Here is a 24,243-nt window from a genome sequence, read left to right as displayed (position 1 = left end):
GTGCCTTGAATTGCCTATTTTACTTCTGTTGACAGTTGCCAAATGATGCCGAACTTGTCTTTGACTTGACCATACGAAGGGCTCCAAGGTGTTTCTTGGAGTGGCATGATTGCTTCTCCACCATCTAAAAGTTTCTCATAAACTTCTTTTGATGTCTCTACATCATTGAAAAGGACAGCAACATCTACTTGTGCTCCTGTTTGATATGGTTGACCCGGAAATGTATCTGAGATCATTAGGAATGTATTACCGATTTTTAATTGTGCGTGTAGTACACGGCTTTTTGCCTCTTCAGGAAGAGGAAATTCAGGGTTTTCCGGCATGTCTCCGTAAGTTTGAACTCCTAAATTTTCTGCATTCAAAGCATTTTCATAGAATTTTACAGCTTCTTTCCCATTGCCATCCAGTCTAAGATAAGGATGAACTCCTAAAATCATTAAACACACCTTCTTCTTGATTTTTGTTATGTATCCACTAAAAAGGGAACATACATTCTTATTATATAATACATTTCATATAAATGGAAATACCAACTTAAATTATCCTAACCATATTCGGAGTGAATTATCCTTCCAGTAAATAAATTTAAGAATTTTTCCTTTCCAGATCCTTTCGCTTACTAAGTAAAAGAAGAATTCAGTATATAAAGCCAGATTTTTTAAGAAGGACATATGTTGAATAAGCTCGAAGAATTTCTTTACTTTTTTCAGATTTCAAGTGCAATTTAATTGTTATCTTGATAGGGAGGATTAGCACAGTTTTTGGTGAAATTATATATTAGTCAGACAAATGAAAGGAAGTTGGTTATGATATATATCGCGTTACTTCGCGGAATTAATGTTGGTGGAAAAAACAAGATTGATATGAAGAAGCTTAAACAATCATTCGAACAAGCAGGAATGGAGGATGTGGTGACTTATATTAATACAGGGAATATTATTTTTTCAAGCAAGAGTCAGTCAAAAAATGAGTTGTCAGACATTTTGGAGGAAGCAATACATAAGGATTTCGGTTTGAATATTAGAGTAGTTGTCCGTAGTTTTGATGACATTAAAAGAATAATTAGTGCCATCCCAGCTACATGGAAAAATGATAATGAGATGAAAAGTGATGTTCTTTTTTTATGGGACGATATAGACGAGGAATCTGTACTGGAGAACCTGACCATTAAACCGAATATTGACACAGTAAAATATGTGCCTGGAGCAATTCTTTGGTCGGTTGAAAAGAAAAATGTGACCAAGAGTGGGGTGTCAAAGATAATTGGTACAAAAGTATATAAGCATGTGACAGTGAGAAATGTCAACACGGCTCGGAAGATCTATGAATTGATGAGCAAACTCTAAGTGTATATATTAGATGATATATATAATAATAGCTAAAATAAGGTTTGGAGATCCGATTAGTGTCATACCCATTATCATCTTATTACGACTATTTCTGTCTTCAGAGGATTCAGTAGCATAATTAGCGCGCATACTGTCTCCGCTTACCATAGTGCCGGAAAAGATCATGGATAAGCCAATTAATATGATACAAATGGCACCTGGTATGATATATGATTGATCCATTCCCCATAAAAGTAAGGATATAAAAAAACCGATAGTAGCTAGAATACATCCGATGAAAAAATGTCTCAATTTAATCATCCTTCTCTTCGTTTTAGAAGCTTTTCTTTAATTCGAACAGATTTGTTCAAATGTAAAAAATTATGTCTAGTAGCTGGCATTAGAAGTAAACCTGCAATGTTCTTTTTGCTCCAATAATCAGCTAGCCATTTCGACTTTTCCATTACAGCATTTTCTTTAAATAATCGTTGGATCTTGTTTTGGTCAATGTCTAAATTGAAATCTCCAGGAGTTAGGGAAGAAACAATTTCTCGTGTTCGTATTCCAACAGCTCTACGGTAAGTCAATAGTGATTCAAAATCTATATTTGAACTCAATAAAGCAATTTCTTCTTCGGACATATCATTGCCAGAATGTTTAAAGGGAATGCTCATACTGTCTGAATACTGGGAAGTATCTAGGACTTGTTGTTCATTCGCAATTAAAATATTTGTCGTCATATCCTCAATTCGAGTAATATGCCATAAATGCCAGGCAATAGAGTTTTTCGTATCTGGATTTGAAACGGGATACTCTCTGAATATCGCTTCTTTCAAATTACTTAATAATGAGTCTTCTAGTGTTGTCTGGTTTGTAGTACTGATAGAAGAACTGTGTACCAAAGAGTGTTGAGTTAGGAATAGTTGAACAGCTTTTGAATGTTTATCAGGCTTACAAATAATTTCTTTCATTTTTTTGTGGTTTTCATTCCATATCCTTCGTTGGATCATATCCAAAGAACATCCCCCCCATAAATTAAACGATTCCTCTTCAAGAAGAATCGCCACTGTTATTTATATCTTTTAATACGCTAGTAAAAAGGAATAGGTTTCACAATTAACTCTTATTGTTTTGCAATCAAATGCTCCGTTGCCAGAGGTAACTTAGTTAAGGCCGTTCTCAAAAATTCAGGATACAGTTCTACCTCTTGAAGTTCTGTAATCGGTATCCACTGATAAATCAATCTTTCACCTTCATTGCCATAAAAAGGGGAATTGATAAATTCAAATGAATTTATCTCTGATGATACGAGATAATACATCCCAATTTCGTGAAAATCTTTGCCCCTATATTCAAAAAAGTTTTCTACTACCCAAGCTAATCTCTCAATTCTAATGTCTAAACCAAGCTCCTCTTGAAACTCTCTTATTATACTTGTTGTTGAATCTTCAGCTAATTTAACTCTGCCACCAGGGAGGGACCAGATCTCTTCGTTCACGTCCCTGTGTAACAGGACATGTCCATTTTTGATCCAAACTCCAGCCACACGATAATTAAAAATGGCTATGTCTGTATTAAATACTACATCCAATGAATGTCAACTCCTTTAGATGGAATAATTCGACAAATATTAAAAAAATCCTTTCTGTTTATTTAAGGTTCGATTTTCTTCGAACTGTGAAAAATAAAGTTCCTTCCTTATGGAAATAGTAATATTTATCATTACGTAAGGAGGGTGTTTTTTATGAAAAAACAACTAGAAAATCAGGTTGCATTCGTAACAGGTGCCGGTTCGGGGATCGGCAGGGCAGCTGCTCTTAAGCTTGCTCAAAATGGTGCAAAGATTGCACTCGTCGATTTACACAAAGAACACGTGGAGGAAGTTAAAACAGAAATTGAAGAAATGGGCAGCGAAGGGCTTGTATTAGAAGCAAACGTTGCTCACCCTGATGAAGTTGAAGCCTGTTACCAAAAAACTTTAAAGCAGTGGGATAGATTAGATATCGTATTTGCAAATGCCGGAATTAATGGTGAGGTAACGCCAATTGAAGACCTAGAACCGAAGGATTGGGAATTGACCATTTCTAATAATCTAACAAGTACTTTTTTTACCGTTAAATATGCCATTCCTCATTTAAAAACAAATGGAGGAAGCATCATTATTACAAGTTCTATCAATGGAAATCGAATATTTAAAAATTTTGGAATGTCCGCGTATAGTACATCCAAAATTGGTCAGATGGGCTTTGGAAAAATGGCAGCCCTTGAACTTGCTCAATACCATATTAGAGTGAATATTATTTGTCCTGGTGCCATTGAAACGAATATTAGTGAAAACACGTGGAAAGAAAAAGAGAAGCTAAAAAAGGTGGAAATACCAGTTGTATATCCGGAAGGAAACCAGCCACTGGAACACAGCGCGGGAAAGGCAGAACAAGTGGCTGATTTGGTCCTATTCCTTGCTTCTAGTCAATCTAGTCACATAACGGGGAGTGAAATTTTTATCGACGGAGCAGAATCTTTATTGTAATACAACAATTAGTAGGAATTGTTACATATTTAGCCGGGCATAAACACTTATGCTCGGTTTCCTTTTAAGCTTTTTTCATCTGCAGTGTACAGATTGTGAATGTTTGTCAGGATTTATGATAATTTCTTTTAGTTTCTTGTGGTTTTCATTCCATATCTCTCACATCCTTATTAATCTCATATATAGCATTTCTACTTAATATCAAAATTTCCTTCTAATTCTTCAATGAGGAAATAGAAATCTAGCTAAGCTAGTAAATATCTAGATAAAGATTTAATTATTAATATTTCAAAGGATTTTGGGGCATTTTATACACGTATGTGTTATATCATTTAAAGGGTGTTTGCGATGTACATTGCTATATTTGCCTTAATTGCGTGGATCATTATCGTTGTTTTTATCTTGGTGCCTAAAAGATTAACGATTACTGAGATGATCTTTTTATACTTTATAATTGGAATCCAAACCGTTACCCTATTTACCCTACTTGATGTTAGTTTACAATGGGTACCTGTCACAAGAGATGTGGAAAAATCATTAGCATTACATATATGTCGCTTTATTATCATACCGCTCCTGCTTATTCTAGCTGCAGGTATTCTTAATTCTCCTTTAAGATTCAAATGGAGATGGGGAATAGGCGTTTCAATCTTAATGCTATTGTTGGTGGATGATTGGCTCATGCGACATTTTGAAATGATTATCTTTCGTCATTGGAACTATTTGTATGCGCTTATTATGTATGCGGTGTTTATTGGTGCTCTAACTTTGATTTCTAGGTGGTTTATCCGCTTAGGCAGAGGAGGATTAAAGCAAACTTGAAGGTAATTCACTATGACAATCATTTTAATGGGAACGAGTGGTTCGTAATCATTTCAATCGTGGTTGGATTATTAGCAGTATTAGTCATCCCAAAACGTTTTACGAAAAAAACATCTACTATCTATCTGCTTACTGGCGTTTTTTTCGGTTTTTTCTTCGACCACACGTTAAGCGTGATTCCAGTTAGTTATTACGATTTAAATGATACCTCCTTATTTGAATTGACCGATTTTTTATCCCATGTAATGTACTCATCCTATAGTTATTTTTTCTTCTATCTGTATGACTATTTAAAAGTCAAAGCTCGTAATTCACCGCTGTATATTTTGATATGGACCTTTATTAGTGTAGGGATTGAGAAAATAAGTGCAATTTTAGGGGTCTATCACTATAAGCATGGGTATACGATCTTTTACTCCTTCGTCATCTATTTGATCGTTCATAGTATCTGGGTAGCTCTTTACTATGTTATTGAACGACATGGTGAGAAGGAGTATTAGTAATTCGAATCCTTTTATATGCCATAAAAGGGTGGTCTATTCTAAATAAGCTATCAAAAAAAGACCAAACTGGTCTTTAATAGATTCAAACTTTTTTAAGAAAAACATAGCTGACCTTGTCATATTTCATTTTATGCTCATAAAAGCGATGGGCATCGATTCGTTGTAATCCTGATGAAAGGGAGACAATATCATAGCCATTCTCTTTTGCCCAGTTATGTACATAATTTAGAAGTGCTTCACCATAGCCTTTTGAACGATGATCTGAATCTGTCACTAAATCACAAACCCAAATGAACCTTCCGTTATATAAGGTAATCATCGGCATAAATCCTGTTACGGCCACAATTTTGTCGTTATCATATAAAGCTACGATTTTATAAGATTCCTTCTCTGTAGATTCATGCACTAATTCGATGAATTGTTCTATGCTCAAATGAGTTCGCAATTGTTTCATAACTGGAAAGGCTTCTTTCCATTCCTTCTCGTTTTTTAGTTCCTTTATTTTAATCATTTAAATTCATCTCCTTTACGAAATATTTAAACATATTCTGGTATAATCAAAAGAACCAGATGGGAGTATTTTGATGGTACCAGATTATATATGGGAGATTGACCATGATCGAACTAACACCAATTTTAGACAGTAAAAATAGAAGCCCGTTGTACATGCAACTAGCTGATTATATTAAAACAGAAATTATCGCTGGCCGAATAAAAACGCATGAAAAATTACCTTCTAAACGACATTTATCAAATCACTTAAGACTAAGCCTAAATACGATTCAAGCATCTTACGATCAACTATGTGCGGAAGGGTATGTAGAAAGTAAACCTCGAAAAGGATTATTTGTCACCACTCTTAACCAAGACTTAATCATCAACCAACAACAGGTAAAACAATTTGAGTCAAAACCCAATAGGGCACAAGAAAATATCAAAATAGATTTTAATTCGGGAAAAGTTGATTTGGAACATTTTCCTTATTCGATTTGGAGAAAACTCACTGTTCAATCCTTATATGAGGACCAAGGAGAATTATTCAATATTGGAAATCCCCAAGGGGAAGAGAATCTTCGTGAACAAATAGCAGCCTATCTCTATGCCTCCAGAGGAGTTAAATGTGATGCCGAACAAATTATCATTGGTGCTGGTACACAAGTGCTAATTGGTTTAATGTCTCTAATAATTGGGAAAGAACATACTTATGCGCTTGAGAACCCCGGCTTCCATAGAACGAGAATCGTTTTACAAGATATAGGCGTTCGTACGATTCCGATTTCTCTCGATGGAGAAGGAATAGATATAAGACAATTAAAAAAGTCAGATGCAAATGTTGTGTATGTTACTCCATCTCATCAATTTCCGAATGGAATGATAATGCCCATTTCAAGAAGGATGGAATTGTTAAAATGGGCAGAGGAAAGAAACGGATATATAATTGAAGATGACTATGATGGGGAATATCGTTATAAAGGGAAACCAATCCCGTCTATGCAAGGACTGAGTGCAAATGAAAGTGTCATCTATTTAGGAACGTTTTCCAAATCACTAATTCCATCTTTCCGAATCAGTTACATGGTTTTGCCAACGCCGCTCTTAAAAAAATATCAAGAGCACTTTACGATCTACAAACAGACGGTTTCTCGTATTCATCAGGATACCCTTTATCGTTTTATGAAGGATGGATATTGGCAAACTCATTTAAACAAAATGAGAACTCTTTACCGTAAAAAACAGAGTGCTTTGATGCTAGCGATTGAACAATATCTTAGAGGGAATGTTACCATTATTGGTGAAAAATCTGGTCTTCATATTGTTTTGGAAGTAAAAAATAATTTGGGTGAAGAAGAGTTGATTGAGCGAGCAAAGAATGTTGGAGTCAAAATTTATCCATTATCCATCTATTATCATGGTAAATCAGACGAGGTAGGTTCTCGAGTTTTATTGGGATTTGGAGGATTAACGGAATCGGAAATCGATGCGGGAATTAAGCTTTTGAAAGACGCCTGGGAGCTTTCATAGCAAAAGGAAATGCTTTTTTTAACTGATAAAGAAGGACACGACAAATTATGTGAAGAATATAGTCTATTGAATAGGTTCCATAAATGGAGGCTAAATGTGAGAATTCAAATCAGACTTGAAGCTTAATTGTTATAAAAGTGTTGAAGAACTGTATGTTGAGACATGAAATGAATAAAACGGATAAGTATTAAAGAGTGTAAGGGGACTAGTTTATGAATAGTTTTATGGAGCCAACGATTGAAGAATTAAAGAAGGAACACGGTGGACATATTTGTTATATATATGAAAATCATACCAAGTACATCGAAACAGTTGTTGCATTTATCGTTTCAGGGATTAAACAAGGTGAACACGTTATTTTAATAGAAAATGAAAGAAACATGATTCAGATCTATGAGCAATTAGATACGCATTTGAATCAGCTTCAACGCGAGAACCTACATACGATTAATAATTTTGATTTCTATTGGGCAAATGAAGATTTTCATCCTCGTACGATATCAAACTATTTTTCAAAAAAGGTCGATTCCTTCACACCAAATGGGGAATCGGTACGGACATGGGGACATGTTGAATGGGGAGACCCAAAAAGCCTAAATGATAAGCTCGAAGAATATGAAAAAATTGCAGACTGCCTCATACACGAAAAAGGAATCATTTCTGTATGTGCCTATGATGCTAACAAAATACCAGCTACTTGGACTTCCTTATTAATTAATTGTCATGGTGTGACGCTTTCAGATCGAGAAGTCATACATAGTTCTTGAATTCTAAGCTGCCATTTCAAAAAAAACCGAGCACAATTCCTCATGCTCGGTTTGCTTATTATGCTTTTTTTACCTGAAATTCATTAACTTCGACTTTCGTTTTACGTTCCCAAGGTCGGCTCTGCCAACGTCGTAAAGCAAGAATTCCACGAATCCATTCATCCAATCCTTGGGCAATCCAGACGCCAAGTAGTCCTAAGCCAAAATGAATACCGAATAAATAACTAAATACAACGGAAACGCCCCACATAAAGATGATCCCGACGATCATAGGGAAACGAACATCTCCAGCTGATTTCAATGTATTCATTAAGACGATATTCATTGCTCTACCAGGTTCGATAAAAACAATCGCCCATAAGACTGGAATCCCGATAGCAATGATACTTGAATCATCTGTAAAGAAGTTTAGAACAGGCGAGCCAATTAATGCAATAATTAGCGATACAGTTAAGGAAGCGATCATAGCAATTTTTAAAGTGCGAATCCCACGTTGAAATGCCTTTTCATACAGCTTTCCGCCAATGTATCGTGCAACTAACATTTGAGTTCCCATCCCAATCGCCATTGTAAACAAAAAGCAAATCATTGAAATATTGACAATATACACACGTGCCGTTAATGAAGATGCCCCCAGTGTTGCGATAATTCCAGTAATGATCAACTGCGAAAATTGATACGATAGATTTTCACCAGCGGATGGAATTCCGATTGAAAGGAGACCACGAATATCTTCTTTTTTGATCTTAAAAATATGTTCGAATTTAATCGAAATCGATAAACGCTGATAGACAAAATAGAGAAGGATAAGCACTGCAATTCCTCTTGCAGCTACAATCGCCCACGATACGCCTGTTACTCCTGTAATAGGAAGGCCGAATAATCCAGAAAGGGCAACAATATTTCCGATAATACTGATCACATTCATGAACACTGTTACAAACATGGATTCCTTTGTAAATCCATAGCTTCGAAGTACAGCACTAAGCGCAAGAGACAAAGATTCTAAGAAAAGAGATAGTCCACAAATTTTCATAAAAATGAGACCGTACTCGTAAATTTGTCCATCGACATCAAAGAGTCTTAGAAAATATTCACCAAAGAAAAAGACAATCACAGCTACGATGACTCCAAACCAGAAATTCATTCCGAAAGCGGATTGAGCCATTTGTTTCGCTTCTGCAATTTTTCCTGCACCAAGTTTTTGCCCGATTAAAATCGTCGCCCCGACTGACGTGACGTTAAAAACGAGAATAAAGATGTTCAGTAATTGATTGGCCACCCCAACGCCTGCAGCAGCATCATCGGAATAATGTCCAAGCATGAAGGTTGCAATAATCCCCATCGTCATATGTAAGGCAATTTCGATGAAAAGTGGCCAAGTTATTTGAAAAAGAGTTTTTTCTTGATATTGATTTTTTTCTTCCGTCATGGAATCTCCTCCAGTACTCCCTGCTGATTACAATATTTCTATTCTAATCCTTTTCTGGTAAAAGTAAAGAGGAAAAAAGCATGTTCACGTGAACTTACGAAAACGTTCCGTTTTGTCCCAAATTGGGTCGTCGTCTGAACGTTTTAACTTAATTTGAAAGTACAGTCCTCGGATAAGCAAAATGAGCCAGAGCTGTGCGTAAGTAAAGTACATAAGGAAAGAGATAGCCAAATCACGTAAACCAACTCTTTTATCCATCACTTGGGAAGAAACAAGCTGGATGAAATAGATAAGCCATGATTCAAACCAAAGGACAAGGAGCGGGACACTAGCAGAGCTTTCCGCGATACCAAACATACCGAGGAAAAACCAAATATCTGAAACGATTAGGAAGAAGACGAAACAAACATAGACTGCAAGTAATTGAACAGAGTGGATGAGGTTTCTCCCTCTAAAGTAAACAGGATTTTGAAGTGTTTTTTCAATTAAATAGATATTACCCTGCATCCATCTTGTTCGCTGCTTAAGCCACACTCGAAGCGTTTCGGGTTCTTGTTCCCAAGTCTTTGCTTCCGGAACAATAGGTAACAATCCACCTTTTCCAGTAAGAGCAAGTGTGAGGTCAGCGTCTTCTGCTAACGCTTTTGGGTCATACCCGCCAGCATCAAGAAGGGATGAGCGTCTAACGAGCATATTCGTTCCAGTAAGGGAGCCGAGCTTAAACAACTTCCACCGTCCAGCTTGCATCGTAAGTTGAAAAACGGAAAATTCTAAGGCGATCATGCGTGTAAGACTATTCGTCGTTTCATTGATGGTCTTGACGTAGCCAACTGCGCCTACCGCATCAGGTGTTGTTTCTGCTGCTTCAACGAGAAGTCGGAGGGCATCAGGTTCTGGTTGATTATCAGCGTCATAAACGCAAATATATTCTGAGTCAGTCATGTTGAGTCCGTAATTAAGAACTCTTGATTTTCCGCTCGGCTTTCGAGGGGGAACATGAATATGATAGATGTTTTTATACATGTCAGCATAATAATCAGCAATTTCACCGGTATCGTCTTTAGAATTATCGTTAAGTAGAAATATTTGCAGCTCACCTGGATACTGAATTTTTGTCATCGCAAAGAGCGTATCTGCGATGACGACCCCTTCATTATGAGCAGGGATCAGAATGGTGACACTTGGATATGAAGTTAATGGAGCAGTGAGCTTTTTTTGTCCACGAAAAATTAAACCAAAAATCGTTAGAATGGAGTAATAGACCAATAATAGCCAAAAACTAATTGCGATAATCGTCAGTGTGACTACCAAAATGTTCACTCCTTATAAAGACTTTCAGCTGCTCTCGAGTTTCATTCCAATTTTCAGGGACGCGAGCAATTTCAAAAGAGATGGATTGCAAACTAATGTGATCTAGCTTTCCTTTTAGCCTTTCCATGACAATCTCGACTCCTTGCTCAGTCGTATTATTCAGGTAAAGAATGATAGCACTTGGGTGCAGCTGGCCAGCTAAATCGTATTTTGCACGAATGGATTCTAATACGGCTTTGGATAATTTGTCTCTTAAGATTCTCTGTTTGTATTCCTTACTCTCTTTTATAAGGATGTGGACAAGAAAGCCAGTTTCCTTTCTTCTTTTCATTCCTGTAAAAAGGATTTCCGCTTGTTCAAGAAACTCATTTAAGGTAAGAATGCCTGTATGTTCTTCGTACTTTCTTAATCGTAAAAGTTCGGAGTTTAATGCTTGAAGTACTTTGCTATTTTTCCGAACTGTATAGCCATAGATCCATGCCATCAAAGCAGCAAATGAAAGTAGCGCTTGCACAGCAATATTGATTCCTTGCTTACTTATGTCCCAAGCGAAATACCATGAAGTACCTACATTGTAGAAAGCTAATCCGAGAATGATGGCAATTAGTATGGCAAAGGAATACATGGTACGCATGAAGATACTAAGAAGACCCATGATCATCATGAGTACAATCATGCCGATAAAGTAGGAACGTGATTCAATGATAAGACTCCCTAAAAGAATGGAGCCTAACAGCCCAATATAGATAAAAAGTTGGTTCGTTAATCTTTCCATTTGAAACCCTCATTGTTTTCCAAAATGTATTCAATTTAGTATTTGGGTGGAGAGTAGGAAATTATTTGATATAAATAATGGTAGATTGATGTGTCCGAAAAGAGGTACAATGGAAGAGGAATTCTAGATCAGGTATATATCCAATTCTTATTGTAGAAAATAGAAATTGATCTAAAGTTTAATAAATGATGAAAATGAGGTTTTAACACGTAATGATTAAAATTGACATTCCGAATCCAGACGTCTCGATTACTGAGCGTAAGCAAATTCGAGAGAATGATGAACCAATTATCAAATCTATTGAGGGATTCATCGACCTTCATAAAATTCCTAGAGATAAGGGTGGAATCATCTTATTTTACAATATTAATGATGAGCTGCTTTTTGTCGGGAAAGCAAGAAAACTACGCCCAAGAGTGAAAAAGCATTTGGAGGACAACGTGTCTCCACTAAATGGGCACAGAGATGAAGTTTACAGAATAGATGTTTGTATCGTTGAGGATCCAATGGAAAGAGAGATTTACGAGACGTACATCATTAACACGCTTCAAGCAAAATATAATGTAGAAAAAGTTTTCTACAAATAAGAGAGAAAGGGAAACCGAATTGGTTTCCCTTTTATACGTTTAGTTCTACGGATTTTCTTTTTCCATTAGAGTAGAGTAGGACTGCCAGACATGTTAGGATCAGGGTTCCGTGAAAAGCCAGCACCATTTTCGGTAGTGATAAGGCTTCTAATAGAATGGGTGCCACGAAGAATCCTAGGGCAAATCCTAGCGATTTTAACAGCATACCGACCCCAAAAATTCTTCCTCGTATATGATTGTCTGTTTTTTGAAGCACAGTAGCATGCAAGGTCGTAAAAAAGGCATCAAATATACCTGTAAAGAAAGCAAATGTTAAGACAATCCATAGGTTTAGGCTTGAGAAAAATGTAATGAATCCAGTTGACATTAGCATGGCTGTGATAAAGCATGCAAAGTATAATCGATTTCCGTGTAAGAATTTCAGCCTTGGTAAAATGATCGTTGCGAGTACAGAACCAATTCCCCAAACTCCCCAAATCAAGCCATAATACAAGCTTTGACGATTGGCATCAATATTTTCTGCTAATAATGGAATCCCCAAATTATGTGAAGCACCAGCAAATGCGCCAACTAGAAATACGACGTTGACGAGTAGTAACATCGGTGCGATTAAAATGTAGGAATAGACTTCTTTTAAATCTTCTCCGACGCTAATAAGCTTATCTTTGATACCGCTTGTAATAGCAGGTTTTCTGTCCGATATGCTAGTTTCCCATTTCATCGCGAGTAAAACTAGGGCAGAAACGAAATAAGTTAGTGCGTCAATGACGAGCGTAATTTCATAACCAAGGATATCTGTGATAATTCCTGCTCCGATAAAGCCGATCACTAAGCTAATTGAAGTTAAGCGTGCGATAAGTGCATTCGTCTCTAGGACTTTATCATGTCCGTAAATTTGTGGGATTTCAGCACTGTAGCTAACAGCAAAAAAACTAGAAAAGAGCCCAATTAAGAAACAGACGACAAGAATCATGATTGGGTTTGGAAAAAAGACGAGCGTCAAAATAATGATGGCTCGGAATACATCGGTCCAAATCATGATTTTTCTTCGGTCAAAGCGGTCAGCGAGCACCCCTGAAAATAAACTCGATAATACTCCACCAAGGGTCTTAACCGCCATAGTGAAAGCGAGCCAAGCCGAGCTTCCTGTAGCAACATACATCAAAACGTTGATGGCAATCATATCCATAAACGTTCCTAAATCTGAAAATGCTTTTACATATAAGAAAATTTTACGATTCATGGTTTCTCCTTGGTTGCGTAATCTTTTGTTTTATTTTAAAGATTTCGAAAATATTTAGCAATACGAAATTTTGTGTTTTGTTTGGCTTTCACTCCAAGATTGTTGAAACGATGCATGAGCTGACCGATAAATGTAGTTTGTACGCCAAGATAATAGTGAAGAAGTTTGTGGTGACCGACAAATAAGATTTGCACGCCAAGAAGGCTGAGAATACGCTAGAGTTGACCGACAAATAAGGGTTGTACGCCAGGATGCTAGTGAAAATGCTTGTGGTGACCGACAAATGTTTAGAGAATATGTAAAACTCGACCGCTAAAAATGCAATGTGCTAACTTTCAATATAGCCTATTAAAAAGCTTAATCCAAAGCCGTTTTGGAAACGAAAAACTCTATCAATAATTTTGCATTCTGCTAAAATAGATAGGTAAATAGATTAATAGATAAAAAGGGGAATATTTTTGAAAGAGAAAATTATGATGATTGTTTTGATACTTATTCTAATCGTACTAATTGGCCTAGGTGTTGCTGGTAACTATTTTTACGGCGTGGCGGTAAAACGTGGTGAAGAAGGACCAGCATTACATGGTGGTGGTAGCAGTGAGGTCGCTGCTACGATAGAGGGAACAGAAGAACAGCAAGCCAAAACAGCGGCATTAATGGAGTGGACAGCAAATCAAGACTTTGAAATTGTCCAAATCGATTCATTCGATGACTTAACATTAAAGGCTCGATTTTTAAAAAATACGAATTCGAATGGAAAAGCAGTGATCATTGCCCACGGCTATCATGGTAGTGGAGAAGATATGCAGGGGATTACAAAATATTACTATGATCTAGGGTATGACATTCTAAAGCCTGATGCACGAGGACATGGTATGAGTGGTGGCGATTATATTGGTTACGGCTGGCATGAGCGCAAAGATTATGTGGATTGGGTCAATTTTTTAATCGATGACAAAAAGGAAAACACGATATTCCTACATGGATTTTCGATGGGCGCTGCCACGGTTATGATGACTTCTGGTGAAAAACTTCCGAACGAGGTAAAAGGAATTATCGAGGATAGCGGTTATACAACTGTGAAAGCAGAATTAACTCACCAAATGAAATATTTGTATAATCTCCCGGCGTTTCCAATTATGGAAGTTACGAGTGGGATTACAAAATTAAGAGCAGGTTACACGTTTGGTGAAGCATCCGCAATTGAAAGTGTGAAGAAAAATAAGCTGCCATTGTTTATTATTCACGGCGATCAGGATGATCTTGTGCCAACTGAGATGGCGAATGAAATATTCAAAGCAGCAACTAGTGAAAAAGAACTTTGGATTGTTCCTGGTGCAGGTCATACGGAAGCTTATACTGTTGCAGAGGAAGAGTATCAAAAGCGCTTAAAAGCATTTTTAGACAAAGCAATTACTCAATAAAGTGTAAAAGGACGGAATTAAGATTAAGTATTCAGTTTTCGTGGAGAAACACTGTAAATATCCTACGAATTAGCAACCCTTTTAGGATAGTAAATTGCAGAACTGTTTTCGTTGATATATCAATATTTTATAAGAAAACAACAACAAAATAGCATAACAAATAGCACCCATAATAACATCTTGACAATGGCTATTGTCATCGTGCGAATTGGGGTGCTATTTTACTTGTTAATTGATGTGTGAATATCAGTATATTGTGAGAAAACTTAAGGATTTATAGAATTATTTGGTAAAATATACATAAATAATATGAAAATTCAATTCTTCATCTAACGAGCAAGAATGTTAATGAAAATTGGGGGTTTTTAAATGAAGAAAATTATTATGGTTTTACTTTCAATTTTTATTTTTGTTGTGGGGGGATTTGTGGTTATTAGTAGTGGTTTTCTGGAAAAAGATAACGATAGAGATATTATCAAATATGAGGGGCGAATTTATTCTAATATAACCGAAGTTGATTGGTTTGAAAAAGAAAAAAGTAGGTATCCGAAAGTGAAAAGAATTGGGGCAATTAAAAGACTTTCAAAATCTTCATTTCTGTTGTGGAATTTTTCAGCAACAAAATTACCAAAAGGAACCGTTTTGTATGACACAGTTACAAAAGAAGGAATAAGACCAATGATAATTTTAGCTGAAACGGAAAATGGAGAATTTTTATATTATAGATGGCTACCTAAAGAGTAATCAAAATGAACTTATTTTATTTCTTTAATATCAAACCATTTTATATGTAATTACTAAACTAAAGGTGAGCTTTAATTGAATAAAAACATCATATTTATAACAAAAAGCTTGGGAAATCACAAGCTTTTTGTTGTGTGTTAATTGTATTGTTAATTTACTTGTTATTTATGCTACGAAAACATTTGTTATTTGGACTGAGATTTTAAATTTTCTCCACGTTATTGGAACTACTTAAATTAAGATGGCCGTCCTTTTTTTGATCTGGTTGTGAATATCCCCCTCCATTTTCTAATATGATCAAAATGGGAAGGGGAGATGCGCTTGAAAAAAGAAATCTTGTTAACAAGAGAAATGCTCGCCCATTATGTTGAGTTGAGTAGGAAGAAGAAGGATATTGACACAGAATTAGATGAATTGAAGAAAACGTTTAACGAATTTTTTGATGAAACCGTTGGGAAGAGAGTTAAAGGCGAAGTAGTATTAAAGGATTACAAATTGCAACGGCAGATCCGAACGACGGAAAAGTATGATACCGAAACGACTGTAAAAAGGCTAGAAGAACTTCATCTAAATGACCTCATTCAAAAAAGTCCAGATGAAAAGAAAATTAAATCCGCGATTCATTTAGGCATTCTAAAAGAAGAAGAGCTGGCTGAATGCAAATCGGTGAGTACTTCGCAGGCGATTTATGTGAAGCATGTGGATTAATAGGTACCTATACTACTCGTCAAATTTGACGAGTTTTTTTGTTCTTAAAAGATAGTTGCAGGGATTTGATTATAAATGTAGAAACACTATATATCTCTTACAAGGTGGAATCAGTAAAATGACAGCTGATATTTTAAAGCAAAATAAGGACAGTTGGGATAAAGTAGCTCATCACTTTAATGGGATAGATGCATTGCCCAGTTATGGTCCCTTTACTCAATCAGAAGAAGAACTCAATCTGTTTGGCCAAACGATAAATCAGAAGGTACTTGATATTGGATGTGGAAGCGGCCATTCGTTATTGTATATGGCTGAAAAGGGTGCAAGCGAATTATGGGGTGTTGATCTGTCAGAGACTCAGATTGAACAGGCAAAAGTAACATTAAAAGACTTCGCTGCCCAATTGTATTGTGCACCAATGGAACAGGATATTGGTTTACCGAAAATATACTTCGACACAGTGTATTCTATTTATGCAATTGGATGGACAACCGATTTGAAATTAACCTTTGAACTCATCCATTCCTATTTAAAGCCAGGAGGAAATTTCATCTTGAGTTGGGATCACCCGCTTTATGTCCACTTGAAAAGTCAAGACGGTCAAATCTATCTGGATGGTTCGTATCAAGATGAAGGAAGTATAACCTACGCAAGATTTAAAGGAGAAAAGGCTCCCGTCACCATCCCAAAAAGAAAAATGAGTACTTATATCAATGAATTGATAAAAGCTGGATTTACGATCGAATGTGTTATAGAAAGTGATGTTTCAACTTACTTTGATTCCATCAAAGAGGAAGTATCTGATCGTTATTATTCCTTATATAAAGCACGAAGATTTCCAACTACGATGATTATTAAGGCTAAGAAGATGAACGAATAGACGGGTGTTCATCTTAATAACTTCAGCTGAAAGAAAATCAAAATTCCAACTGGAACACAACGTGAAAAGATAATTTCAGAGAGCATAAAAAGGACCCCAAAAATGAGGTCCTTTTAACATATTATCTAAATCGCAAATGCATGATTATCAATCTTCTTAATCACTTTACGTGAACGAATCCAATTATCAGTGGCGATGTCTGGATTATAGAAGTAGATGGCATTGTTTAAATTATCAGGGCTAGCGACTGCGTCATCAACCGCTTCTTTAGTTTCTTCAGATGCAGGTTTGTTAATTTCACCATTTTGAACAGGTGAGAATGCATAGGCATCACCAGTTGTTTCGTACACGACTTCCTTCACTGTATCTGGGAATTCTGGTGACTCTACACGGTTTAGCACGACTTCAGCTACGGCAACCTTTCCTTCATATGATTCACCTTTTGCTTCCGCTTCGACTAAGCGAGAAAGTAATTCCTTCTCTTTATCTGAAATCTTTTCTTCTACATTTTCTTTTATAATTTCATGATTTATTGGTTTTTCCGGAATTTCAATTTTATCTTCAACTTTTTCTTCAGCAAATACAATGCTACTTTGCAAACCTAAAAAAGCTAAAGTAGCCACACATGCTGCAGCTATTTTTTTCTTATAGATGTTTTTCATGGTGTGCTACCTCCTTGTTTTGTCTGTAATAACCCTAACATGGTTTATCATCCTTTTTTAAGAACAGAAAGGTTACATTTCTTTTTAAATTGATATAAAAGATTGCAGGTTCGATCGGAATATGACAAAATACCCTAAATTTCTTCATAATCCATCCAGTTTTTGACGAAAAGAGGGAGAAAGTGCCAGCTGATCCAATGCAGATTCTCGATGCAACCCAAGTACAGTGGCAATAAGGACCTAGAAGTTAAAAATACACGAAGCTTGAGGGAGTAAGAGAATGGTACTTTTCTCATATAGTCCTTAGTTAATTTATCGTGATAGAGTAAGGAATAATGAAAATCAATTCCCAAAGGGGCAATAAAGATGAGTTTGGAAGAACAATTAATCAATAAACAATACTTTGAAAATTTAATTGAACATAATGGAAACAATCCGGTAGAAGTACTAGGGGAACTTTTTTTCGAGGAACAAAAGCAGGAGGTCTACGATTTATCGTACATACGTTTTGCGCAAGGCGAGCTTTATTATCGCTTTAAGGACTATGAAGCAGCCATCTATAAATGGGAAAATATTAAAAATGAGTTTGAGCCATGGGCAAAAAAGAATATGGCGGATGCTTATGTGGAACTAGGTCTTTATCCAAATGCCGAGTCGATTTATACATCAATTGTGACAGACTCGGTCATCCTAAATACAGAAATCGGTCTACAGTTATTTTCTCTTTACGTTAAGCTAGGTACTCTGGAAAAAGCAGACAGCACGATTAAAAAGGTTGTGACCATTAATCCGGATTATCCATCTGTGACAGCTCTAGCACGCACGTTCTATGAAGAGAATGAAGACTGGAAGAGTGCGGTTGAGCTTGCTGTAAGCGAAGGCAAAAGACAGGATTCGATGCAATGGTTTTCGGTCTTAAAATCTTACATTGATCAAGGATATGCAGAAAAGTTTACGCCTGAATTCTTTGAGGAACCTTTATTGACGGTAAAAGTCATTAGCCATCCACAGTTTGGACAGTTGCTGTTCTCATTATGGAAGCACTATGTAAACGATAAGCAATATTTAGAATGGGTGAATAGTTTTAATCATCTATTTAAGGAAATGGAATTGCTTGACGAAGAGCAATGGTACGAAACGAATAACCTCTTTAATGAAGTGTTCTTTAGCTTAATAAACGGGAAGTACTACATTCATGAAATCAAACCTTTAATCCCTGGGCTTTTACACAATTGGACAAAAATCGCTGAGTTTTCCAATGCTACCCTTGTTTCAGCTGCAATTCTAGCATGGAATGACCATTTCCCTGAAGCACTTGAACAGACAATGGTGGAAAAAGCAGAGTACTCGATTAGTCGTGAATCCCATTCAAATGATACGGTTGAAGACGGATTACAGCTTCTGACGGATATTTTAAAATGGGGAGAAAATGAACCTGTGAAGCTAGAGTGGGAAGGAGAACCACTCTTCATAGAAGGACAAAATGATGTGAAGGATTTCCTTCAATCCCTTCAAGAGATGAAGCAGAGTGAAAAGTTATTAGTGCTGATTAAGAATTTACTCGATACCCTTTTAGCGAAGAAAGCGGAACAAAAGGGCGAGCTTCGTGAATCGATCGCTTGGAATGAAGAAGTCCTTTCGAAGTTGAATGGTGCAGTGAATCAATTAGATGATTTGCAGTTCACAAAAAACAATGTCATTACAAAGGCATTCCAAAGCAGGAAGAATGAAATGAGAGAGACGATTCAATCGAAAATTCCAGAAATTCTTCAGGGATGTGCGGAGTTGGTTCATGAGGACAGTGATTTCAAAAACCTTCATGTAAAAATCAATCATGAAATGAATCAACGTATCCAGCTGTATTTAAATGAAACAGCCATGCCATTGTTAAAGGTGAAATTTAAGGAATGGTATAGAAAGGCTGAGCTAGAATTTAATGAAAGCAAACGATTTATGGATGAAATGTCAGATGGCTTAAACCAGCTATTTGGTGATGATATGTTAAAATTGCAATGTGATTTCCAAGTGTTGAACGATTGGAAGCGAGATATGGAACGGATGACGAGCTATGCGGCTTTTGAAAAGGAGAATATTTTCCTACGCTTTACACCTTCTCAATTTCTATTAAAAAGTGCTGGCAAGTTATTCGGAGGTTTATCACAAAATAAAGGTTTCTTGGTAAGCCAGTACCAGAAGGCAATTGAAAACGAAGATTTTACTGAAGTTGCCGAACGGATCGCTAACCGCTTTTTACAGCAGCTTGATCTATTCGAACGCACACTTGAACGAGATGTTAGTATGTTCTTCGATAGCCCGATGGATGTGTTAAAAGTATCCGTTGAGAAGTTGAAAAAGGAAAAAGAAGGGAACGAGAAAGAACTTCATATGCTGAACTCGAGCCCAGAGAAGTTCTATGATCCAGTGACTCTATTCCAAATTCGCCATCGTCAATTGGAATGGCTCAATATTCGTCATGCATCAACATTAATTGATCCTGCATAATAAATGGATAGACTGAGGAATGCTAGGTTCCTTAGTCTATCCTTTTTGCATTTTAGAAGAATTATAAGTTCTAGCATGCTATACTTGGCTCTAGTAATAGATATATAGGAAAAGGTTGGGGATTCTCGATGGAAAATCAATTAGCAGAAACATTGCCGGCGAAAAAGGAAAGACAGATTGGCATGATACTGGTGTTAGGATTTTTATCCGCACTCGCTCCATTTGCGATGGATATGTATCTTCCTGCCTTGCCAGCTCTAGCGGGAGATTTACAAGCGAGTACTTCGTTAACGCAATTGAGCTTAACGTTTTGCTTAATCGGACTCGCTTTAGGACAACTAATTGCTGGACCGATAAGCGATGCACGTGGACGTCGTGGTCCGTTAATCATCGGAATGATTATTTTTATAGTATCCTCTATTTTATGCGCATTTACGAGCTCGATTATCGTACTCATTTTATTGCGCTTGATTCAAGGTCTCGCAGGATCAGTGGGTCTTGTCATTTCTCGTGCGATTGTCCGTGATTATTATTCCGGCAATGCGATGACCAAATTCTTCGCGGTACTGATGTTAGTGAACGGGGTTGCACCAATTGTCGCACCTGTTTTCGGCGGTCAATTACTTCGTTTCACACCTTGGAATGGAGTCTTTGTCGTTCTTGCGGTTATTGGGCTATGTCTTCTTTTAGGTGTAATCTTTAAATTGCCAGAAAGCTTACCAAAGGAACGTCGGAAGACTGGTGGATTAAAAGACACTTTTTCATCATTTCAAGGGATTATAAAAGACCGTGTGTTTATTGGCATGTGCTTGTCTCAAGGATTTGTTTTTGCGGCAATGTTTGCTTATATATCAGGTTCGTCGTTTGTTTTCCAAGAAATATACAACGTGTCCCCACAGGTATACAGCGCCATTTTTGGAATCAATAGCATTGGAATTGTGCTCGCGTCCCAGCTAAGTTCAAGGCTAAGTGTACATTTTGGCGAAAAGCGAATTCTTGTTATCGGTTTAATTACGGCTGTTTGTGGTAGCTTAACATTATTGTTGATGATTCAGATGCAAGCAGGCTTAATCGGGGTGCTTGTGCCATTGTTTGTTGTCATTACAAGTGTGGGTCTTGTTGCACCAACTAGCACGTCATTAGCAATGGAGCGACAAGGACGAAATGCAGGCAGTGCTTCAGCTTTAATCGGTTTATTGCAGATGGGGCTAGGTGCAATTGCCACTCCAATTGTCGGCATTGGGGGAAGTTTTACGGCCACGCCTATGGGTTTGGTGATGGCAGTAAGTACGGTTTGTGCGATACTTAGTTATTTGTTGCTAGCACGAGGTAAATAATAGTTGGATGAAAATCATAGCTCGTCTAATAGGGGGCTATGTTTTTCAGATATTGAAATGTTGGGCTGTGCTGGAAAAACGAAAGAATTAGGGAAGAGGATCCTTTTATGTTAGATATTAGAACGATGAACGAAGAGTTTGCGATTGAAATATTAAACTGGAAATACGAGGCACCATACAATTTCTATAATAATGAATTAAATCCACAAAGTTTAAAGGAACTCTTGGAAAACTCGTATTATGTAGTTGTTGACGAAAACAATCAACTAATCGGGTATTTTTGTATTGGAGATTGTGCAAAGGTTCCGATTGGAGTGCATTTTGGAGCATATATTGAGGACTTTATCGATATAGGGATTGGAATGAACCCGGCCTTAACTGGAAAAGGATATGGAACTACATTTTTTTCTTTTATACTAAGTTTTATCAAAGAGAATTTTGTGAAGGTCCCATTTCGCTTAACAGTTGCAAAATTTAATAATAGAGCGATTCATTTATATGAAAAGTTTGGGTTTGTAAAGGAGATGGAATTTGATAGGGGAGAAACTACGTTCATGACGATGGTTAAGAGAACAATGTCATAAAGAAATCTGCCGAGTTGAACTGAAAGTATTTTGGTGGAAGCTAAAAAAAGGAAAGTAATGAACTTTCCCTGAACTTTCCTAGGTGGATGGATCATAATTTATTGATCTTGTCTTATTAGGATTCTTCTATTCCTAATAATTCAGCTCGATATTTTTTTACAAGCTGTACATACAGATGATTACTTTGTAATTCAAATATATTTATCGCTTTGTCAAAAGCAGAAATTGCTTTTTCCTTTTCACCCATTCTAGCATAATTGGAACCACATTGATAATGTAGCTCACCTAGTACATAAAGCGTTTCTAATTGTTTGCAGAGACGAATTCCTTTTAAACTGTAATCCAAAGATTCCTGGTATCTTCCTGTATCTGTTAGTAGTTTTGATAAACCATAGATTATCCTTAACTCGATCGAAGGATTTGTTATTTGTGGAGTATTTTTAAAAGAGTCTAAGGCTTTCTTGAAATCGTCCTCTGACTTAGTGTACAATTTCGTCTCAGTTTCAATAATTGAAATACTAATTAATATTTCTATCTCTTGTTCAGTATAGTATTTCCTATTATTCGTCATCTGAAGTGCCTTATTTAGCATTTCTAGGGCTCTTGTTGATTCTTTCTTTACGTAATGAATACAAATCGCTTCATGCCACAAAAGAAACTGTAAGTTTTCAGTTTCCTGATAGTAGGGGTGTTTCTTTTCTGAAAGTATAGTGTTATATAAATTTTCATAATCTCTAATTCGAATTGATTTTCGAATATACTTTTTGCTATTTTGCAGATATTCAATCTTATGCGACTCTTGCATTTCGAAGAAGTAATTCATATCTACGCCCAATTTAGTGGCAATCTGGTTTAACAGCATAGCAGAAGGGGTTGCATTATTGTTTTCTAGATTTGAAATTTGCGCTTGATTACATATACCAGAAGCTAATTCTTCTTGACTTAAACCTACAGCTTGTCGTAGATCTTTGATAGCTTGACCTATATTAAACATTTAATAAACACACCTCTTTGTAACTCGATCATCATTTAATCTTCTGCTACTAACAACTCTAGTTCATTCTCTTTCACCAATTTAACATATTCCTGATTATCCTGAAGCTGAAAAATTAGGCAAGACTTATTAAATGACTGTCTTGCTTCAGTTTCCTTCCCCATCTTTGCAAGGTTTTCCCCAACCTGATATTGGAAATGACCTAAAAGATAAAGGGTTTCTAATTCATTGCAAAGTTTTATTCCTTTTTTACTGAGTAGGAGGGAGTCTTGAAATCTTTCTGTTTCTGTATATAGCTGAGCTAATCCAAAAAGTATTTTTAGTTCGATGTTCTGATCAGTCAATTTTGGAAGCTGCTTTAAAAGCTCCAAGGCTTTATGGAAATTGCTTTCCGATTCTTCATTAATCCCTAATTCCTTTTGCAAGACTGCAAGGCTAGTTATGATTTGAATATCAACTTCTGTATTGAGTTTTCCATTTTCCCAAGGATTCAATTGCAATCCCTTTATTAGTAACTCCATCGCTTTTAAGGAGTTTTTCTCAACATAATGAATGCAAATAGCCTCATGCCAAATAAGAAATTTATAATCATCACCTGATTGGAAGAGGGAATTCTGTTTTACTTTTTGTATAAGTTTGTGTAATGAAGAGTAATCATTCTCTTTCTTTAACTGATAAACATCATTCTTAACACTATTGATATACTCGATTTTGTGCGATTGTTGTATATCAAAAAAGTAATTCATGTCGACGCCGAGCTTCTTTGATATTTTATTAAGAATTATTGCAGATGGAATCTCATCATCCTTTTCGATCTTGCTGATTTGAGCTTGAGAACATATTCCTGCAGCCAGTTCTTTCTGACTCAGACCAGCTCTTTTTCGTATATTTTTCAAAGATTCTCCAAAGGGTAAAAACTCCATGTTGTTGCTCCTTTAATTTAATACAATTAAATAATATATTTTACAAAGTTTTTCAGATTGAACTCTAAGAATTTGTTCACACATGTCTTTACAACTTTATAATAACACTATTATTGTGGGTGTAAATATACAGAATTGCTTATGGAGATAAGTAAAAATCTTATA

Annotated in this window: 26 protein-coding genes; 14 read left to right on the top strand and 12 right to left on the bottom strand. The window is 36.3% G+C overall.

Features of this window, described 5'->3' with window-relative positions; genetic code table 11:
• Positions 1 to 14: 14 nt before the first annotated feature.
• Positions 15 to 437, bottom strand: coding sequence for a VOC family protein (locus FAR12_RS07490; RefSeq protein WP_126407915.1), 423 nt, complete (start codon positions 435 to 437; stop codon positions 15 to 17).
• A gap of 369 nt (positions 438 to 806) precedes the next feature.
• Here FAR12_RS07490 and FAR12_RS07485 point away from each other — a divergent pair, with 369 nt between their 5' ends.
• Positions 807 to 1,346: a DUF1697 domain-containing protein gene (locus tag FAR12_RS07485; RefSeq protein ID WP_126407913.1), complete on the top strand. Its 540-nt coding sequence runs from the start codon at positions 807 to 809 to the stop codon at positions 1,344 to 1,346.
• A 9-nt stretch (positions 1,347 to 1,355) separates the two neighbouring features.
• On the opposite strand, the gene FAR12_RS07480 is transcribed toward FAR12_RS07485, so the two are convergent.
• The 3 genes from FAR12_RS07480 to FAR12_RS07470 all read right to left on the bottom strand — a co-directional run bounded on the left by FAR12_RS07480 (position 1,356) and on the right by FAR12_RS07470 (position 2,919).
• On the bottom strand, positions 1,356 to 1,571 hold the full coding sequence (locus FAR12_RS07480; protein WP_212734382.1) for a DUF5316 domain-containing protein: 216 nt from the start codon (positions 1,569 to 1,571) through the stop codon (positions 1,356 to 1,358).
• A gap of 74 nt (positions 1,572 to 1,645) precedes the next feature.
• Positions 1,646 to 2,338 (bottom strand): DinB family protein, encoded by a 693-nt coding sequence (locus FAR12_RS07475; protein ID WP_342772296.1) that lies wholly within the window; start codon positions 2,336 to 2,338, stop codon positions 1,646 to 1,648.
• Positions 2,339 to 2,451: 113 nt separating this feature from the next.
• Positions 2,452 to 2,919 carry an NUDIX hydrolase gene (locus FAR12_RS07470; RefSeq protein WP_126407907.1) on the bottom strand — a complete coding sequence of 156 codons (468 nt, stop codon included), beginning with the start codon at positions 2,917 to 2,919 and terminating at the stop codon, positions 2,452 to 2,454.
• Between the two features lie 153 nt (positions 2,920 to 3,072).
• On the opposite strand from FAR12_RS07470, the gene FAR12_RS07465 reads away from it, so the two are divergent.
• The 3 genes from FAR12_RS07465 to FAR12_RS07455 all read left to right on the top strand — a co-directional run bounded on the left by FAR12_RS07465 (position 3,073) and on the right by FAR12_RS07455 (position 5,180).
• Positions 3,073 to 3,858: an SDR family oxidoreductase gene (locus tag FAR12_RS07465; protein ID WP_126407905.1), complete on the top strand. Its 786-nt coding sequence runs from the start codon at positions 3,073 to 3,075 to the stop codon at positions 3,856 to 3,858.
• Positions 3,859 to 4,206: 348 nt separating this feature from the next.
• Positions 4,207 to 4,680 carry a hypothetical protein gene (locus tag FAR12_RS07460; protein ID WP_126407903.1) on the top strand — a complete coding sequence of 158 codons (474 nt, stop codon included), beginning with the start codon at positions 4,207 to 4,209 and terminating at the stop codon, positions 4,678 to 4,680.
• A complete protein-coding gene (locus FAR12_RS07455) occupies positions 4,677 to 5,180 on the top strand; it encodes a hypothetical protein (protein WP_126407901.1) in 504 nt (167 codons plus the stop codon). Before FAR12_RS07460 ends, FAR12_RS07455 begins: the two co-directional genes overlap by 4 nt.
• 85 nt (positions 5,181 to 5,265) lie before the next feature.
• On the opposite strand, the gene FAR12_RS07450 is transcribed toward FAR12_RS07455, so the two are convergent.
• On the bottom strand, positions 5,266 to 5,694 hold the full coding sequence (locus tag FAR12_RS07450) for a GNAT family N-acetyltransferase (protein WP_126407898.1): 429 nt from the start codon (positions 5,692 to 5,694) through the stop codon (positions 5,266 to 5,268).
• Positions 5,695 to 5,798: 104 nt separating this feature from the next.
• On the opposite strand from FAR12_RS07450, the gene pdxR reads away from it, so the two are divergent.
• Both pdxR and FAR12_RS07440 read left to right on the top strand, forming a co-directional pair.
• The gene (gene pdxR, locus FAR12_RS07445; protein ID WP_126407896.1) at positions 5,799 to 7,205 is read left to right on the top strand and encodes a MocR-like pyridoxine biosynthesis transcription factor PdxR; all 1,407 of its coding nucleotides are present in this window, start codon (positions 5,799 to 5,801) and stop codon (positions 7,203 to 7,205) included.
• A gap of 212 nt (positions 7,206 to 7,417) precedes the next feature.
• Positions 7,418 to 7,972, top strand: coding sequence for an MEDS domain-containing protein (locus FAR12_RS07440; RefSeq protein ID WP_126407894.1), 555 nt, complete (start codon positions 7,418 to 7,420; stop codon positions 7,970 to 7,972).
• Positions 7,973 to 8,030: 58 nt separating this feature from the next.
• Here FAR12_RS07440 and FAR12_RS07435 read toward each other — a convergent pair whose 3' ends face one another.
• From FAR12_RS07435 to FAR12_RS07425, 3 genes are all read right to left on the bottom strand, one after another.
• Positions 8,031 to 9,404 (bottom strand): MATE family efflux transporter, encoded by a 1,374-nt coding sequence (locus FAR12_RS07435; RefSeq protein ID WP_126407892.1) that lies wholly within the window; start codon positions 9,402 to 9,404, stop codon positions 8,031 to 8,033.
• A gap of 84 nt (positions 9,405 to 9,488) precedes the next feature.
• Positions 9,489 to 10,715 (bottom strand): glycosyltransferase family 2 protein, encoded by a 1,227-nt coding sequence (locus FAR12_RS07430; RefSeq protein WP_342772294.1) that lies wholly within the window; start codon positions 10,713 to 10,715, stop codon positions 9,489 to 9,491.
• Positions 10,684 to 11,490, bottom strand: a complete 807-nt coding sequence (locus FAR12_RS07425) for a hypothetical protein (protein WP_126407886.1) — start codon at positions 11,488 to 11,490, stop codon at positions 10,684 to 10,686. Before FAR12_RS07425 ends, FAR12_RS07430 begins: the two co-directional genes overlap by 32 nt.
• Before the next feature lie 212 nt (positions 11,491 to 11,702).
• On the opposite strand from FAR12_RS07425, the gene FAR12_RS07420 reads away from it, so the two are divergent.
• Entirely contained in the window at positions 11,703 to 12,077 is a 375-nt protein-coding gene (locus tag FAR12_RS07420) for a nucleotide excision repair endonuclease (protein ID WP_126407884.1), read from the top strand.
• A 31-nt stretch (positions 12,078 to 12,108) separates the two neighbouring features.
• Here FAR12_RS07420 and FAR12_RS07415 read toward each other — a convergent pair whose 3' ends face one another.
• A complete protein-coding gene (locus tag FAR12_RS07415) occupies positions 12,109 to 13,320 on the bottom strand; it encodes an MFS transporter (protein WP_126407882.1) in 1,212 nt (403 codons plus the stop codon).
• A 458-nt stretch (positions 13,321 to 13,778) separates the two neighbouring features.
• Here FAR12_RS07415 and FAR12_RS07410 point away from each other — a divergent pair, with 458 nt between their 5' ends.
• The 4 genes from FAR12_RS07410 to FAR12_RS07395 all read left to right on the top strand — a co-directional run bounded on the left by FAR12_RS07410 (position 13,779) and on the right by FAR12_RS07395 (position 17,076).
• Entirely contained in the window at positions 13,779 to 14,744 is a 966-nt protein-coding gene (locus tag FAR12_RS07410; RefSeq protein WP_212734380.1) for an alpha/beta hydrolase, read from the top strand.
• Positions 14,745 to 15,113: 369 nt separating this feature from the next.
• A complete protein-coding gene (locus tag FAR12_RS07405) occupies positions 15,114 to 15,488 on the top strand; it encodes a hypothetical protein (protein ID WP_126407880.1) in 375 nt (124 codons plus the stop codon).
• 321 nt (positions 15,489 to 15,809) lie between these two features.
• Positions 15,810 to 16,196, top strand: a complete 387-nt coding sequence (locus FAR12_RS07400; RefSeq protein ID WP_246010326.1) for a hypothetical protein — start codon at positions 15,810 to 15,812, stop codon at positions 16,194 to 16,196.
• A gap of 118 nt (positions 16,197 to 16,314) precedes the next feature.
• On the top strand, positions 16,315 to 17,076 hold the full coding sequence (locus FAR12_RS07395) for a class I SAM-dependent methyltransferase (protein ID WP_126407878.1): 762 nt from the start codon (positions 16,315 to 16,317) through the stop codon (positions 17,074 to 17,076).
• A gap of 125 nt (positions 17,077 to 17,201) precedes the next feature.
• Here the strand turns inward: FAR12_RS07395 and FAR12_RS07390 are convergent, their stop codons facing one another.
• A complete protein-coding gene (locus FAR12_RS07390) occupies positions 17,202 to 17,738 on the bottom strand; it encodes a cell wall hydrolase (protein ID WP_126407876.1) in 537 nt (178 codons plus the stop codon).
• Between the two features lie 366 nt (positions 17,739 to 18,104).
• Here FAR12_RS07390 and FAR12_RS07385 point away from each other — a divergent pair, with 366 nt between their 5' ends.
• The 3 genes from FAR12_RS07385 to FAR12_RS07375 all read left to right on the top strand — a co-directional run bounded on the left by FAR12_RS07385 (position 18,105) and on the right by FAR12_RS07375 (position 22,161).
• A complete protein-coding gene (locus tag FAR12_RS07385; protein ID WP_126407874.1) occupies positions 18,105 to 20,240 on the top strand; it encodes a tetratricopeptide repeat protein in 2,136 nt (711 codons plus the stop codon).
• A 128-nt stretch (positions 20,241 to 20,368) separates the two neighbouring features.
• A complete protein-coding gene (locus FAR12_RS07380) occupies positions 20,369 to 21,577 on the top strand; it encodes a multidrug effflux MFS transporter (protein WP_126407872.1) in 1,209 nt (402 codons plus the stop codon).
• A gap of 107 nt (positions 21,578 to 21,684) precedes the next feature.
• A complete protein-coding gene (locus FAR12_RS07375; protein WP_246010325.1) occupies positions 21,685 to 22,161 on the top strand; it encodes a GNAT family N-acetyltransferase in 477 nt (158 codons plus the stop codon).
• Positions 22,162 to 22,276: 115 nt separating this feature from the next.
• On the opposite strand, the gene FAR12_RS07370 is transcribed toward FAR12_RS07375, so the two are convergent.
• The gene (locus tag FAR12_RS07370) at positions 22,277 to 23,155 is read right to left on the bottom strand and encodes a helix-turn-helix domain-containing protein (protein WP_126407870.1); all 879 of its coding nucleotides are present in this window, start codon (positions 23,153 to 23,155) and stop codon (positions 22,277 to 22,279) included.
• Between the two features lie 35 nt (positions 23,156 to 23,190).
• Entirely contained in the window at positions 23,191 to 24,078 is an 888-nt protein-coding gene (locus FAR12_RS07365) for a helix-turn-helix domain-containing protein (protein WP_126407868.1), read from the bottom strand.
• Between the last annotated feature and the right edge of the window lie 165 nt (positions 24,079 to 24,243).

Origin of the sequence: Bacillus yapensis (genome assembly GCF_005280205.1) — a bacterium.
Taxonomy (GTDB): domain Bacteria; phylum Bacillota; class Bacilli; order Bacillales; family Cytobacillaceae; genus Robertmurraya; species Robertmurraya yapensis.
The sequence above is the reverse complement of the archived record's forward strand: the minus strand, read 5'-3'. Positions and strand labels throughout refer to the sequence as shown.